This is a genomic window from Acaryochloris sp. IP29b_bin.137 (genome assembly GCF_028285745.1).
Taxonomy (GTDB): domain Bacteria; phylum Cyanobacteriota; class Cyanobacteriia; order Thermosynechococcales; family Thermosynechococcaceae; genus Acaryochloris.
Genome location: NZ_JANQOP010000333.1, coordinates 1 through 14,915, shown reverse-complemented (window position 1 = coordinate 14,915; position 14,915 = coordinate 1). Strand labels below are relative to the sequence as shown.

General features: G+C 47.2%; 13 protein-coding genes. 3 read left to right on the top strand and 10 right to left on the bottom strand.

Annotated elements, in window-relative coordinates:
- Together Q0991_RS22675 and Q0991_RS22670 are read left to right on the top strand one after the other, a co-directional pair.
- Positions 1-277, top strand: a 277-nt coding sequence (locus Q0991_RS22675) for an FtsX-like permease family protein (RefSeq protein ID WP_299492890.1), incomplete at its 5' end; no start/stop codon positions are given.
- A 24-nt stretch (positions 278-301) separates the two neighbouring features.
- Positions 302-973, top strand: coding sequence for an ABC transporter ATP-binding protein (locus Q0991_RS22670; protein WP_299492888.1), 672 nt, complete (start codon positions 302-304; stop codon positions 971-973).
- Positions 974-1,075: 102 nt separating this feature from the next.
- Here Q0991_RS22670 and Q0991_RS22665 read toward each other — a convergent pair whose 3' ends face one another.
- From Q0991_RS22665 to Q0991_RS22640, 6 genes are all read right to left on the bottom strand, one after another.
- Entirely contained in the window at positions 1,076-2,245 is a 1,170-nt protein-coding gene (locus Q0991_RS22665; RefSeq protein WP_299492886.1) for a glycosyltransferase family 4 protein, read from the bottom strand.
- 413 nt (positions 2,246-2,658) lie between these two features.
- Positions 2,659-3,798, bottom strand: a complete 1,140-nt coding sequence (locus Q0991_RS22660; protein ID WP_299492884.1) for a glycosyltransferase — start codon at positions 3,796-3,798, stop codon at positions 2,659-2,661.
- Positions 3,799-3,803: 5 nt separating this feature from the next.
- Entirely contained in the window at positions 3,804-5,033 is a 1,230-nt protein-coding gene (locus Q0991_RS22655; protein WP_299492882.1) for a glycosyltransferase, read from the bottom strand.
- Between the two features lie 103 nt (positions 5,034-5,136).
- Complete coding sequence (locus Q0991_RS22650; protein WP_299492880.1) at positions 5,137-6,378, bottom strand: polysaccharide biosynthesis C-terminal domain-containing protein; 1,242 nt, start codon at positions 6,376-6,378, stop codon at positions 5,137-5,139.
- 31 nt (positions 6,379-6,409) lie between these two features.
- Positions 6,410-8,431 carry an alginate lyase family protein gene (locus Q0991_RS22645; protein WP_299492878.1) on the bottom strand — a complete coding sequence of 674 codons (2,022 nt, stop codon included), beginning with the start codon at positions 8,429-8,431 and terminating at the stop codon, positions 6,410-6,412.
- Positions 8,432-8,832: 401 nt separating this feature from the next.
- Positions 8,833-10,080 carry a serine hydrolase gene (locus Q0991_RS22640; RefSeq protein WP_299492876.1) on the bottom strand — a complete coding sequence of 416 codons (1,248 nt, stop codon included), beginning with the start codon at positions 10,078-10,080 and terminating at the stop codon, positions 8,833-8,835.
- Positions 10,081-10,176: 96 nt separating this feature from the next.
- Between Q0991_RS22640 and Q0991_RS22635 the strand changes: the two genes are divergently transcribed.
- Entirely contained in the window at positions 10,177-10,824 is a 648-nt protein-coding gene (locus tag Q0991_RS22635; RefSeq protein WP_299492874.1) for a ribosomal protein L7/L12, read from the top strand.
- Between the two features lie 36 nt (positions 10,825-10,860).
- Here Q0991_RS22635 and Q0991_RS22630 read toward each other — a convergent pair whose 3' ends face one another.
- The 4 genes from Q0991_RS22630 to Q0991_RS22615 form a co-directional block, all read right to left on the bottom strand.
- On the bottom strand, positions 10,861-11,493 hold the full coding sequence (locus Q0991_RS22630) for a hypothetical protein (RefSeq protein ID WP_299492872.1): 633 nt from the start codon (positions 11,491-11,493) through the stop codon (positions 10,861-10,863).
- Between the two features lie 215 nt (positions 11,494-11,708).
- Positions 11,709-12,761 (bottom strand): chlorophyll synthase ChlG, encoded by a 1,053-nt coding sequence (gene chlG / locus Q0991_RS22625; RefSeq protein WP_299492870.1) that lies wholly within the window; start codon positions 12,759-12,761, stop codon positions 11,709-11,711.
- A gap of 228 nt (positions 12,762-12,989) precedes the next feature.
- On the bottom strand, positions 12,990-13,460 hold the full coding sequence (locus Q0991_RS22620) for a hypothetical protein (protein WP_299492868.1): 471 nt from the start codon (positions 13,458-13,460) through the stop codon (positions 12,990-12,992).
- A 211-nt stretch (positions 13,461-13,671) separates the two neighbouring features.
- Positions 13,672-14,535, bottom strand: a complete 864-nt coding sequence (locus Q0991_RS22615; RefSeq protein ID WP_299492866.1) for a Tab2/Atab2 family RNA-binding protein — start codon at positions 14,533-14,535, stop codon at positions 13,672-13,674.
- Between the last annotated feature and the right edge of the window lie 380 nt (positions 14,536-14,915).

Here is a 14,915-nt window from a genome sequence, read left to right as displayed (position 1 = left end):
AATTCGCAAAGCGTTAGGGGCTACGGATGGAGCAATTCTGAGCCAATTTCTAACGGAGTCGGTGGTGATTTCCGTCGTGGGGGGTGTAATTGGCATTGTGCTGGGGGTGGGCATCACCTTTGTTTCAGCGACTGCCTTTGACTTTACCTTTATCGTGTCCAGTAGTGCGGTGGTGATTGGCGTTGGTTTATCTACGACGGTCGGCTTAGTCGCAGGCGTTATTCCTGCTCGCAACGCAGCCCGACTTGACCCCATTGAGGCTCTTCGCAGTGATTAGGTCTCTAAAGCGAGCGTGTCCGCCATGATTATTCTGGAAAACATTACCAAATGCTATCAACTGGGTGACAATCAGGTCCCCATTTTGAGGGGTATCAACCTCCACATCCAGTCAGGAGAGTACGTCTCAATTATGGGTGCCTCAGGCTCTGGTAAATCAACATTGATGAACATCATCGGTTGCTTAGATCAGCCCACGGATGGCCAATATTATCTGGATAACCGCAACCTAACTACTTTCACCAAAGATGAATTAGCGCTGATCCGCAATCAACAGATTGGCTTTGTGTTTCAACAATTTAATCTGTTGCCTCGATCCACTGCATTGGAGAATGTCATGCTGCCCATGATCTATGCGGGGATTCCCAAACCAGAGCGGCGTAGACGGGCTGTTGAGATGTTGGATCGAGTAGGACTAGGCGACCGACTGATGAACCGCCCGAGTCAGCTTTCAGGTGGACAGCAGCAACGGGTTGCGATCGCACGAGCCCTAGTGAATAATCCTGCCTTGCTATTAGCAGATGAACCAACGGGAGCTTTGGATTCTCAAACCTCACAAGAAGTCATGAATCTGTTTCAGACTTTGAATCAACAGGACATTACGATTGTGGTAATTACCCATGAACTTGAGGTCGCCACCCAAGCCCAGCGTCGCATCACGATTTGTGATGGTCAGATATTTGGCGTTGCTCAATAAAGGAATGAAAACGGAATCGTTCACCGGGGTCACTCATATCACTAGCCTGTATCACTGTGATTAATTGGGGTCAGCAACCCAAATTTAGCTAATGAGTTCAATCTACCGTACGGTAGAGCAAGCTAATTGATACAGTTCCATTAACAACTTGTAGTTTTGCTCCGCAGTAAACTTAGAGAGAAACTCCGCCCTGGCTTCTTTCCGCATCATTTTTTGCCGCTGTGGATGATCTACCATCCAGTTGACTCGACTCATCAACTCTGCATGATTACCCGGCTGGAAGTGGAGACCTGTGCGCTCTGAATCCACTAATTCTGCAACTGCACCAATATTCGAGGCAATGACAGGGGTTCCCTTAGAGAAAGACTCAACAACGACTCGTCCAAACGTCTCATACCATTCCGAAGGCACAATCAGAACCATTGCATTCCCCATCAACTCATAAACTTCAGATATGTTTTTGAGGCCTAACCACTCAATAGCATCAAACCGGGAACTTGCCTCTTGAACTAAAGGCGCGAGCGGGCCGTCGCCAACAATTTTCAAGGGGATCTTCTGCTGCAGCGTTTCCCATGCCTTTAAGAGCGTCTGTACTCCCTTCTCTTGTGTTAGCCTTCCCACAAATAGAGCGTAATTCCCTTCGCCATCGCCTGCACCGAGATCAGGATAAACGAAGTTTGGTTTAATAAAAATTTTGTCCTTTGGCAAACCACATTGGATAAACTTTTCGCGTGCAAAATTTGTAGGTGCAACGTAGAGATCCACCATATTTTGCCAAGTATTTAGAGCATTATGAACCCCAATCATCATTGCCGTTGCAGAAGTCGCAGTCCGACTATTGCGATAGCAACGATGCAAAATACCTGACCAAGGTATGATCTGCCCTTTACAGTCTTCACAAACCCTGCCTTCTCGAAAAAAAAGTCCGTTTGGGCAAGAAATACGAAAGTTTCTCACGGACTGAACGACGGGAATTCTCTCGGCTTTGGCTGCATAATAAACCGATGGAGAGATCAGGGGAAAAAAGTTCTGGATGTGGATAACATCGTAAGTTGATTGTTGAAGCAGTTCCCGGATTGCTCGATAACTCCTTTGAGACCAAATCGCATTCAAGCCCGTTTTCCAGAGCCCCAAGCTATCAATCGTTTTGTTATTGTCCACATAAGTGATAACTTGATGCCCCATCTGTAGTAGCAACTGACATTCGGCAGTAAATGATTCGTCTTCTCCACCGCGAGTTAGATAGTGATTGTGGGCTTGAAGGATAAGCAATACTCTAACCGAATCTTAGACAGTTGAATGTGAAGCAGACGTTGATTCTTCTCCCAACAAAGTATCATAAGGGATGAGAAGTAGCAGCCAGTTTTTCTGCAAATAAAATTGCTATTAATATGGGCTATTTACAACCTAGCCAGTGTCCATAGTAACCCACGATCATTTGTTAAGCTCGATGAGATGAAAAGCCTTGTCAGTGATTATTTCACTTGTTAGTGCTTATTCAAATTAAGCATCAGAGCTATTTTAAATTTACCAGATAAAAATTAGGATGTCTCAACCTCGAAACGGAGTAACCGATGAATCCCCTAATTGGCGTTTTCGATCAAATTCCCGATTTCTGCGAAGCCTAGGGTCGTTTTTATCCATTGTAGAATCGCATAACTAGGCTCTATGTATTGAGAATTTTCTCAATAATTCTCTGCAATTGAGCTATAGATATGTTCAAGTTTCCTAGTCTGTTGGTATAAGTCAAATTTGCTTAATACCTGCTCTCTTCCATTAGTACTAAAGTTCCGACTCAGCGTCGAGTCTTGTAAGAGATACAGAATATGTTGAGCGAGGGACTGACAATGGCGCTCGGGCACCAAAAAACCAGTTTTTCCATGGATAACAGCTTCAGGAATTCCACCATGATCAGAGGCAACAATGGGCACTCCCATAGCCTGAGCCTCAAGAATAACCATCGGCAGCCCTTCAGAATCCCCTACAACAGATGTCACACTTGGCACTGCCAATATTTTCGCTTTTTCCATCCATTTACGGACGACATGAGAAGGCTGAGCGCCGAGAAATCGACAATCCCTTAGAGTATTGGCGGCTAAGCGTTCCAAATTCTCTCTTAACGGTCCATCCCCAATCATTACAAGAGAGATATCAGCGACGGCATCTTCCACCGCTTTCATCGCTTTAATCAGGTACTCACATCCTTTCTTTTCAATCAACCGACCAATAAATAGAACGACTGATGATTTGTTTACCGTATAGTCGGCGTGATAAAGATCTGTATCTACCCCGATATAGTGCACCAATAGTTTGTCTTCTGGGAACCCTTGGTAAATCAGCTTATTTTTAATAAATTCGGATACACAAAGAAACTGTTGGGCTCTACCTTTCAAGGTTTCTCTTCGGCGTAAGTACACACGAGTACTGATAGATTGCTGTTGGGCAAATTGATCGGTCATCGTTGCATCCAGACCATGGTAGGTAACGAGGAGGGGAAGATGTAATCTTTGTGCTAAGGGCAGGGCTAGGGCTCCGCAGACACCAAAATGTGCATGCATAAGCATGGGGTTGATCTGGCAAACCCTTCGAGACAGGCTAGGGGAAACGCCTAACTCCTTGAACAGCCATTCAGCCCCAGCGCCCAACACACCTCCGCGATTGACGGCATGGGTGCGCTCCTGGGGTAAAGGGATGCCTCGAACAAAGCGAGTTCCCACATAATGTGGCTTGAATTGTTGTAATCCTTCTGCCTGTTTATGAATAAACGTTTCTGAAATGGGCAGGAGCCGACCACAAAAGATAACAACAGTAGGCGGTTGACTCATGGCTTTCAGGTATTGAGAATGTCAGCATAGCATCGGGCCCAGTATTGCCCTTTAACAGTCCAGCTGTAGTAATCCCGGACTCGCTGCTGCCCCGAATTGCCCAAGCGTTTTCGCAACGCTCCATCACTTTCTAAGCGGACCATGGCCTCAGCCAAATCTGTCACGGCTTGCTGGGGTGAACAAGCAGGGACTTTAATCCCCGTGGCATCGGTGACTTGCATCTGGGGACCGCCCAAATCCAGACAAATCACAGCACGACCCATGGCCATGGCTTCTAGGCAAACCCACCCGCCAGAATCATGCAAACTGGGGTGAACCAAAGTATGGCACTCTTGCAGTTTCTGCAGGGCCTCGGAGCGGGGAAGTTGTCCCCAAAACTTAACTTGGTGCTCAAGTCCCAATCTCTGAGTTAGGGATTGTAAGCGCTGATATTCAGGCCCTTGCCCAACGATCCAATATTCAGGTTGAGTAGAAAAATGGGCTTTAGCAAAGGCGTGCAACCCTAAGTGAAACCCTTTCCAATGCAGGAGTCGACCCATACTGACCATCCTGAAAGGGGCATCCTCCGGGGTGGGTACCTGAGCAAACCGTTCTATGTCTTGGATACAGAGATGGGCTTCTGAAGTGAGATGAACCTCGCTTGCCCCTAAATAGCGCAGACGCTCTGCAGTTTCGGCAGTCGTTGCGCCAGCCCATTGCGATCGCTGGGCAGTTAGACGCACAAAGGGATCATATTCACCTAATCTTCTAGCCCAGTTTCTCATGTTTTCATATAGTTTTCCCCTAATATTCCAGTCTTGGTAAAAGGGCTGTGGTGCAGACTCTGCACCACCCACGGGTCCCCAGATAAAGGGAATGGGCAAGAGGGCCAAAAAACTAGGAGACCAATATTTTACGTAGGTAACATGATGGACGAGATCAAAACCGATCTCCTGGTCAAGACGACGGATTAACCCATAGGTTTTTAATTGCCAGAGGTAGTAGTGCAGCTGAACCCCAAAATTCCACCAGCGTGTCCAGGGGAGATTGTGATAAATAAATTGAAGTTTTAAATCAGGATGCTTTCCAAGTTCGACTTCAATAGCCTGGCGATTATCGCTGCGGGTCACAACCCAAACCTGGCAATATTGAGCGATTTCCCGAGCCGTACTCCAGCCCACCTCTGCTTCAGAGCCCATGTGGGGTCTACAGGCATAAGCAGAGATAAGAACTTTTTTCTGACTTAGGTCAGTCATTCCTCTAAACGTAAACTTACTACCCTGTTTTTTGAGCCGCAGATCTCATTTTTCCAAGCCATCGCTTTTATGCGGATCAAAATTTGGAGAAGCGAACCTATCATCATTGGCTTAGCTTGTAGGTCCTTACAAAAAAGTATGTCATCACTATAGATCCTAGGACAGCGGAGAGGGTAATCCCGAGCACGGCACCGAATACTCCATATGCCCAGATTAAACTGATTGTTAGAATTAAATTTATAGGTGTAAACAGGCAAAATGCCTGAAATACTTTTTGGGGTAGCTCTAGAGAGCGCAATGTAGCGTTGAAAACAACAACAATACTTCTAAAGATTGGGCTTATACCTATAACCCATATTAATGACGCATTATCCTGATAATTCCCCTGATAAAGCCACTGAATAATTGATTGATTCATGAGTCCCAAACATAGCCATGACAGCGTGGGGCCCAGGACGAAACACAGAAGAGCAATTCTCACCGTATGCAGAAACTGGGTTGGCCCGCGCGTTTTTACGAGTTCAGGAACGAGCAAACTGGTGAGAGCAATATTAACTCTAGCAATTGGCATGTTCAAATTGCTTAACGCTTTTAAGGCAGCTGTTGCCTCCAGCCCCCCCCAAGTTGATAAGGCTAGGTAATAAATGTTGTCTGGAGCAATCATTAGCAGCTGAGTTGCGGAAGACCATCGGCCAAAATGCCAATGTTGTTGCGCAACACTTGAAATCAGCTTAGTATCGGCAGCTTTATGGAAATCGATGGGGAGTTGCATCGTTAACCATCCCCCAACCACCAAGCTGCTAATGCCCATCACATAAAAGGCTGAAGCTGTGGACAACCAGTGGTATTGATGCATTCCATACATGCCGAACAGCATCAAACAGGTATAAAGTGAACCTGCGATCGCAGCCGATTCGGGCAGTGTCTGCACATAGCAAGCTTGGCGCATCAACCATAGCAAGAGAATAAACGGTCCACTCACGGCGATGCCAATTAGAGGAGCCATCAGAACACTCGTCTGCCCCAACATCAGGGCCGCGGTTAGGCAAATCCCACTGGTGCAGAAGGTGAAACTAAAATGTGAGTACACCAAAGATCCCAGATACGCCGGAAATCGATCTTGATATTGGCCCGGCCCAAACACCAATAAAGGTTCAACAAATAGGGCCGTATGGAACGCACCAAACAACCAAAATAGGCTGTAAAACAGCGTAAATACTCCATAATCATGGGGAGGGAGCCAACGGGCTAGCAACACATTCAAAGCAAAATTGGACAGCCCAAATAAACCGCGATCCAACAGGGCCCAGCATCCCTTCTTTAGCCAGCGCTTTACTTTGCCCATAGCTTGACACTAAACATAGCGGGTCGTCTCTTCATTCAGAAGTAGGATGGGGATGTTGAGCCAAAATTGTTCCAGTTGCATCCGTAACTGTACCGTGAGCGACTAAGGGCCTTTGGTATCTTTGGGAAATCGCACAATCGCCATCCAACACTAGAGTGTTTCCTAAATCAACGGGAGCCGTCCCACCAAGACGAACAGCCACAATATCTCTGGAGTGCCCTGGCCGGTCAATACCCAGCGAAACAGACTCTTCCGAGATGGATAACAATTGCACCGTTGGATAGGAGACTGGCCCAAGGGCGGGTAACAAGATCCAGGCAAAAGTTGTTGGACGACTAATTTGTGCCGTGTAGACAGCGGCAGTATTCGGTAGCTTTTGGTTATAAGTTCCACTCCACCATCCTTGCACTGGCTCCTCTTGCCCCCGAACTAAATCAACAGACCAAGCAAAGGAAGCACAGGGAATGATTCGTAAATTACCCACCTCCAGATCCGTGGAGACAGCAGACTCTCCTTGTAAAGCCACCGTGCAGTCTGGATGAAAGTGCCACAAGGGCGTTATCTGGCAAGGGCCATGCGTCATCACTTGATCCACCACCACCCAATATTGTCCTCGGAGATAGACTACCGCACGCCGATGTTTCACCGTGCCACTCACCCCTGTAAAGCCGTGCTCAAAGGCTCCTCGACTAAAGTCAAACTGGGGTTCAATGGCCCAGCTAGAAACGGGCTGCAAAGACTCTCTATCACTATTTTTCTGACCTTGACCATCAATCAAAATCACATTGTGACTCGCAGATCCCCGGAAGTAATGCCAAAATTTTGAGCGGATATAGCTATAGCGTCCCCCATCCACCAATAAATCTCGACCATAGGCCGCCACGGACAAATGGAGCTTGTCATTGTGAATGTGATAGTAAATCCCCATAGGGCCAATATCAAACCAGGCCCAGTGGGCTGTTTTCTCCCACCCACTGCGCATCACCATTTGACCGGCCCAGGGAAACATTTTAGAAGGGTGCCCCCTGGGTGAGACCCCCTGGACTCCGTTTGAGGCGATAAAAGTCCAGTCCAATCGCTGGTATTGTGCTGCAGCTTGCAGCACTAAATCCCGGTTATCGTTGCGATCAGAGTCATTATTCAAGACCCCATATCCCTCTGGGCGCATCGAATAGGCCAAATAGTTCCACATTTTCACCAAAAACTGATGAAGTCTATGGGGAGTCGGTAAGCCTGCTTCTTCCAGGAGATCCCCTAAATGCTGCAAATCCAAGAGAACAGCGGTATGGTAGTGACTCGTGAGTTCCTTGTGAGCACCATCTGGGTAGATTTGGCTGGGCAAGTTTTGCAACAAGCGGTCTAGGGCAAAGGTCAGCCATTGCTGGGCATGGGTAAACTCCGGCCAACAGAGGGCAATGGTGGCCAATCCGCACATCTCTTTAATAAGCCAATTGGCCCCCCAAGAATTCAGATGCCGCAGGTAGTAAGCATGGTCTTGAATGCTAGATAGCATCAAAATACGGGCCGCATCTGTGAATTCTTCTACCTGCTGTAGGCCATAAAAAATTTCAGCCCAATGGATAACGCGAAACACCACTTCTAGCCCTCTCCATTGCGCCCAAAGGGAAATATTATCGGTTGAGGGATGCCAGAGAATCCAATCCACTATTTGATCGTTCAAATAGCGGACATAAACCGGATTACCCGTGAGCTTGTAGGCCACAAACAAGTCTCGCAGATGGTAATGCCGATTGAGGAACCAGGTCCATTCTCTATCAGAATTTGGCCCCTGATACATCCAGTCTAGGTGTCCGTCGTCCCTCAGGGGAACCTGGCCTTCGCATTCCTGAAACGATAGGGTATTTTGCAGAACCCGTTCCCCCAATTCGATGGTTTTACAGCTCGGTTCGATCCTAGACATTCTCAGCCAAGGAATAGATTGGGCTTCTCGGTAGTAGTGCAAGATAGTCTCGCAATCCAAGACGTCGCGACCCTCAGAAAAACGATGGCTCTTGGGAATAGAGTCATCTGCCAAGCCGATATTGGCCAACATAGGCCTGATCCGCCTCGGGTAATGCAGGCAATACCACGCGAGATCTCTTTCTTCTTTCTGTATAGGGATAAGAGAGTTTTGGGATGATTGGTTTTGGAATGATGTGTTTTTTGATGACTTATTTTTAATGAGAAGTGTTGCTAGCAAGAGGGAGTGAAGTGATGATTTTCTCCCTCTTGCTAAAGCCATTTTTGCAATACTAATGGCTCTAATCAAATACTTGGTTAAGAACAACAGTAGATTCTTTGGCGTTGTTTTAAGCATGGCCTGACATAAACAACAGCTATATTCTATCCCCACATATAAATTTTTCTAAGTTCGTCTGCCCAGTCAGAGTTTGGGAGATGGGGCTAGCATAATGTGATGTTTGCAGGCCACTCAAATCACTTTCGCAGGGCACCCTAATCAGTTGTTGTCGCTGGTTTCGCTTGGGATTTAAGGCTATCAATTAAGCCACTATAAAGGGCCGTAAACTGGGCTTCTTCGAGCGGTTGGTTGTTGTTCCAGGTGGCGGAGACACAGAAAGTCTTGCCATTTTTGCCCTGGAGCTGAGTGGTGAAATTAAGCACTCCCGGTTCAGATCCCCCTTTATACGAAATGGTCCGCCAATCTTGAGGACGGGCCACCCCTGGATTAATTTGAGTTATGGGCAAGTCGGCAACGTTCGCCATCAATTGACACAGTTCAGTCGTGGTAAAGAACCATTCAATCTCTGGGGACAGGACTCCTGACTCAAAATCTGATACGGCAGGGAGGGGCGCCGACTCACCAAGAAGGGCTTGGCGCTGATTAACGGTGGTAGCGAGGAAGCGATCGCGCAAGGATACATTTTGGGGATTCTTGAGCATAAAAGTTTCTCGTGTCATCAGAAAGGGCGTATTGCGAGGAGAAAGCTGTTCCAAAGCCGGTTTACCCACCAGCTGAATTAGATGATCCGTGGCCGTATTGTCACTTTGGGAAATCATCAAAGCCGCTAGGCTATCAACCGTTAGAGCTGAATTTTGGGGCCAAGTGTGCAAGAACCCAGACGGTAAGCTCTTCAAATTCGATTGCAGCTTCAGCACGGTTTCCCAAGACTGTTGCTTGGCGGCAATCTGCGTTTTCAGAACATTGAGCACGGCCAGCTTAAAAGCAGAGCCCACGGCTAAAGGCTGATCGGAGTTGTAGGCAAGCTTGGGCGTGCCGTTTTCAAGCACCAATACGCTGACTTTACCCGGTAAGGCTTGAAAGGCGGATGCTAAATCCTGGGAGGGTTGAGGATGCGATCGCGGCGCTTGGAACAGTAATCCAGAAATCAACCCTTGCTGATTGAGGACCAAGCGGGTGGGGACAATGCCTTTTTCGAACACCACCCCAAAGCCCGTCCCTTCTTCTCGGATCCCTTGGTAAGGGCCAAGCTGCTGTTTCATGTTGTTAATAATGGTTTGGACCTGAGGCGCCGCCACTTGAGCCAAAAACGAAGGGGCAAACCAATTGGCTAACACCACTGAACTGGTAAATAAGCGCGCCAGCATTTTCCCTTGTGGGGTTTGGGGTGCTGCTTGTGAAGCAGCGGGCTGGGGGTTGGCAAATCCCTTGGGACTGACCCCAACCCCTGACGCGGTCATCAACAGACTCAGCAACAAGACACCATAAGCTCGACGTTTCATGCTTTCAACCTCTGGCTTTGATACCGAACGACAAAAAAAGATTCCAACTCCTGAAGTATAATCATGCCCAACGAGTCGCCGAGAGCATCAAGTGTTATGGCTATTTGGATGATTGTTGTGATCGCAATCTTAGTCCTTGTGGTTTGGTTGGCCTGCCAACCTAAGCAAGGAGAAACCGCAGCAAATGCACCCGATACTTACCAAGCCGACCTACCCCCTATTCCCCCGCCAACAGCAGAAAAGATCCCTAATTTTGCTGAGGATTTCTCCCATCTGCCCCCCAATCCACCAAACTTGGATAATCTATCGGATTTGCAGGCAGAGAAGCCCCACTTTGACGATAAATTCTCGCCCTTGATAGTTGATCCCTCTGTCTTGAACCTCAACGTGAGCAGCGACGACATCAATAATTCTTCATTAACCCCCATCGTGATTAGCGACGACCTCAGGCAGCAGATTCAACAACTCGTTGCCGACGGACGGACGATTACCGCTGTCAAGAAACTACGGCAGCAGGGTATGGCGTTGGATGAAGCTCGACAATACCTAGATGAGTTACCCAAATTGCCTGCTATTGATGAGTTTGGCGAACCCTCTTCATCATTTAATCGGGCTGAAGTTGAATCCGAAGTGCGGCTGTTACTGTCTCAAAACCAAAAAATTAAAGCCATAAAATTCGTGCGTCTCAAGTTAGGCTATGGTCTCAAAGAAGCAAAAGACTATGTTGAATCGTTAGGGCAATAGCCAGGATTCTTGGCTCTAGCAACCGCCAACCCATCACTAATCCAGAATTAACTCCCTTTGTTCAATACGTTGACTCAACAGTTCTTTATTTCCTTGGGTTACCACTAAACGAGCGTCACGTAGCACTTTTGGGTTAGTCTCAATCTTATATACGATATCTCCATTCACGGCTTGATAGGAAAAGGCATAGTACTCACCGGAGGTCTGGGCAGGGAGGACAATCTTAGATCCAGTTTTCTTCTCAATGCCTACATAGCGGTAGTTTTTGACAGTCTGGCTAGATTGATTTAAACAAATAAAAATCTGATAGTCTGGCGTGTTCATACTCTCAAATAGATGATCATTGCCGCAGAACTGTCGTGGGTTTTGGGAGTTTGCGGCAACAGTCGCGGCTGGGGCAACCACACTGTCATCAGGGCCAAGGGTTGGTGGGGGCTGAAGAGAAGGACTGGCGATAGGAGGGAGCTCATCAGGCAGCGTAGACGGGGCATTTGTGGGCTGATCTTCGTCTTGTTCTGTCGCTATGGGCGGCGCAGGAGTTGGCTCCCCTTGGCTGATCGGCTCAGTTGGTGTTTCTGGGGGTGGATCATTTTCCTCGACGGGTTGAGTGCAGGCTGTGAACAGTCCTAGGCTGATGAGAGAAATCCAAGACAGCAAAAACTTTTTCATGCTAATTCTAGTTCGCAACGCCTCTTTAACCTAGCCTACTTATTCTCGATCAATCCCTTCTCTTTCCCATGGTTCATCACCAAACTTATCTGAACTTCTATGAGGCCAAGGACCATATGCAGAGCGAATATGGACGACTATTGAGTCTTTAAGACATTGCTGTTGAAAAATCAAACATCCGTTCTAATGATTGTGGCTAAGGGAGTAGCTCTCAGCTATAAGCCTGCGTGACCAATTGCTAAACCGGCTACAAGGGTACCCAGAACCAGGAAAGGCTGGGCACTGGCTTGGTACTTCACGTCATTTGCCACTGGATCGCGCAGAAAGTACATATCTTGCAAGGTAATTTGAGGGACAACCAGTAAGAACAGAATCACGGCATACAGATTCTCGTGAATACTGATTAAAAATAACGCCATACCAATCTGGAAGACATCGATCATCAGAACACAAATCCAGGCCGCCTTTTTAACCCCAAATACAACGGGTAGTGATTTGAGGCCTAATTCGCGATCACCTTCCACCGCTTTAAAGTCATTGATAATGGCAATCCCTAACCCAGCAAGGCTGTAAGCTAAGGTGAGCACCATCACTTTTGGCGTAAGAGTCCCAAATAGGGCTTGCCCCGCCCACCAAGGTAAGGCAATATAGCTAGCTCCGAGGGCAAAGTTACCTAGCCAGCCATTTTGTTTGAGTTTGATGGGTGGAGCTGAGTAGATAAAAGAAATAAAAGAACCAAAAATAGCCAGTGCCGTCAATGTGGGAAATTCGTGACCCGCCCACTGGTCTAATCCATAGGCAACAGCGATTCCAGCAGCCAGCAGGACAAGAATTTGAGTGATAACTTGAGGAATGGAAATCGCACCTGAGGGGATAGGACGATAGGGTTCATTGATGGCATCAATTTCGCGATCATAGAAGTCGTTGATGGTCTGGGTATATCCAGTCAGTAGGGGACCAGACATCACCATACAAACAGCGGACATCAAGAGATGCTCAAACGTCCAGGTGAAATGCCCTGATGCAGCTGCACCGCAGATAACCCCCCAAACCAGGGGAACCCAGGTAATCGGCTTCATCAGTTGTAGGCGAATTTTCCAAATATTGGTATCACCCGTATCAGCCCCTTTCATACCTAATAATTGGCGGGCTGCACTACCCTGTTCAGTCGCCTCGGATGTGTCTACGGCTGGTGTATCTGAAGATGCGGGTGTGGCCTCGATATGATCAGTAGAGGCAGGTACCTGGGATGGATCCGGATTAACCATAGGTTTTGAGGGAAAATGGAGTACAGATTTTGGGTCAAGAGACACTAATCATCGTACCGCTTGATCATGGGCCTGCGCCCGTAGAGCGACTATTTTAGATATCTGTCAGTCAATATTTAGTCTAACGACATAACCCTTCTATTCCAGGTGTAACAATATTGTCTTGATAAAAGAGTTGAAGTTGCTATCTACTCGTCGCTTTATACTCAATCTTTGAGGTGCGTTCCGTTATAGCAGTTGGCGTATTCGCCGAATATTAGCAGCTCGGCTAGAAATAGTAGCCTTTTGTTCGGATAGCACGACATAGATCCCACCTGCGAACCACCCTGCTAAACCGGCTCGAAAATAGGAGAGGTACTCGGCATTTTCTGGATGATCTTCAATGGCATCGGAGCGATCTGCTTCTGTGTTTTCTAACTCAAATCCAATTTCTGCAAACCTTTGGTTCAGGCTAGTTAGAAATTTTGCTTGATTCTCAAAGGTGATATCCATAGCTATGGTGCGATTCACTCCCGTACCAATCACTCCGCCAATCAGCCCTGCCAATACGCCATACTGGTGGAGTTCAGGAGATGCAAAGGTAAAGGCAGCCGAACGGGACCCAACAAGCACAACAACAATAATCGTCATGCTGAAGTAGTACAGAAATGTCAGTCCAATGCCAGGCCCTGTTAGCAGGGTATTCTCATGTGAAGACATGGGGGAGCCATAAAAGGTGGTGAATTGAGTGATTATCGCAGGCCGAATGATAGCATCTCTAATCTTGGGGTGACTTTGAGACCACCCCTATAATAGGGCTGATTTGTTAGATTCTTTATTACAAAACGGTGGCTAGCCAAAGCTGTTTGGATGGCTCTGGTATTCCTAAATCTTGGCAACAGCTTTCACACAGTTAAGGGCGAACGCCGATTTAAGCAGCCATCATTTCCTGCATCAACCAGAACCCAGCAAACTTTTCAGAGTCAGGAGAGGATTGCACGGCCACAAAGTGAACCTGTTGAGCTGCCTGCTTTGTCTTTTCAAATTCCTGAATTTCAGACACCAGTTGTTTATCGTGGAGGTAAGCAATGATCCAACGGTCGTTGAGTCCGGTTTCTAATAGCAACTGGGGTTTAGGAGCCATTTCTAGCTTGAGGCAGGACAACTCTAAACCGGACATCCAACCTGCAAGTGGGGTAGCGCGTTCTGAGAAGATCAAGAGTCCTGGAATAACGGCCTCCGAAGGTAGATTCAACTGTTCCAAAGGAACCTTGTCCCCAAAGGCAATATCCCACTCATCCATTTCTGCAAAAGCACTGAGTTGGAGTGTTACCAAACGCCAGCCTTCTCCCAGCAGAGCATCTGGTAAGGGCTTGGGTAATGTTGGTTCAAACGTTATAGGGGCAGCCATCATCGGTTGATAACCGGGATGCTGCGGATAAACCGTTTGCTCTCGCTCGGATAGCCACTGGTAAACCGCAAAGGTTCTGCGACTTGGCTGTGATGGAATTTCCAAGGCCTCACAAGCCCGAGGAATAATACTCTTCATTGAGCGCCTAAAGAAACGAATCTTTTCTGGAACCACCTCATCGGCCAGGTTTTTTTGCTGACGCCAGAGAGGTAGTGCCTCTAGCAATGCCTCTTGTAACCAGCGAGCGTTGGCTTGAGAACCTGAACAGACTTTAGTGAACTCAAACTTTCGCTCGGTATCGCAAACCAATAGTTCCCATATTTTCTTCTGTTGCTCGTCTACGATGGGGCGTGAATAAAAGTCGATTTCCCAAACCTTACTCATAGTCAATGTCAAACCTTAGATGCTTTATTGGTGCAAAGATTTGGGGAATTAGATTAAGACCCCCCAAGATGTTTACGGTTCCTTATTTCAGGTTACTCTGTTGTCTACCCAGAAAGAAATGTATCGCTCTATACAGAATTGCAGCTTCTACCACTGTTGAATCGATTAGATTAGAGGGTTGGGTGATCCCCTATCCAATTTGCTTTGAAGCTCGGGCTTATCTTCTTTAGATCGTTTAATTGCTTTAGTATTCAATGTCTAAGAATGGCTGAAGTCTCTACATCTAAATCAACTACTAAAGCAATTGGTTGTCCATCGTTTATCTAGGAAACGTATTGTGGTGATGTCTAAGCCGATTAAATCGAGGTCAAAAAGCCTCA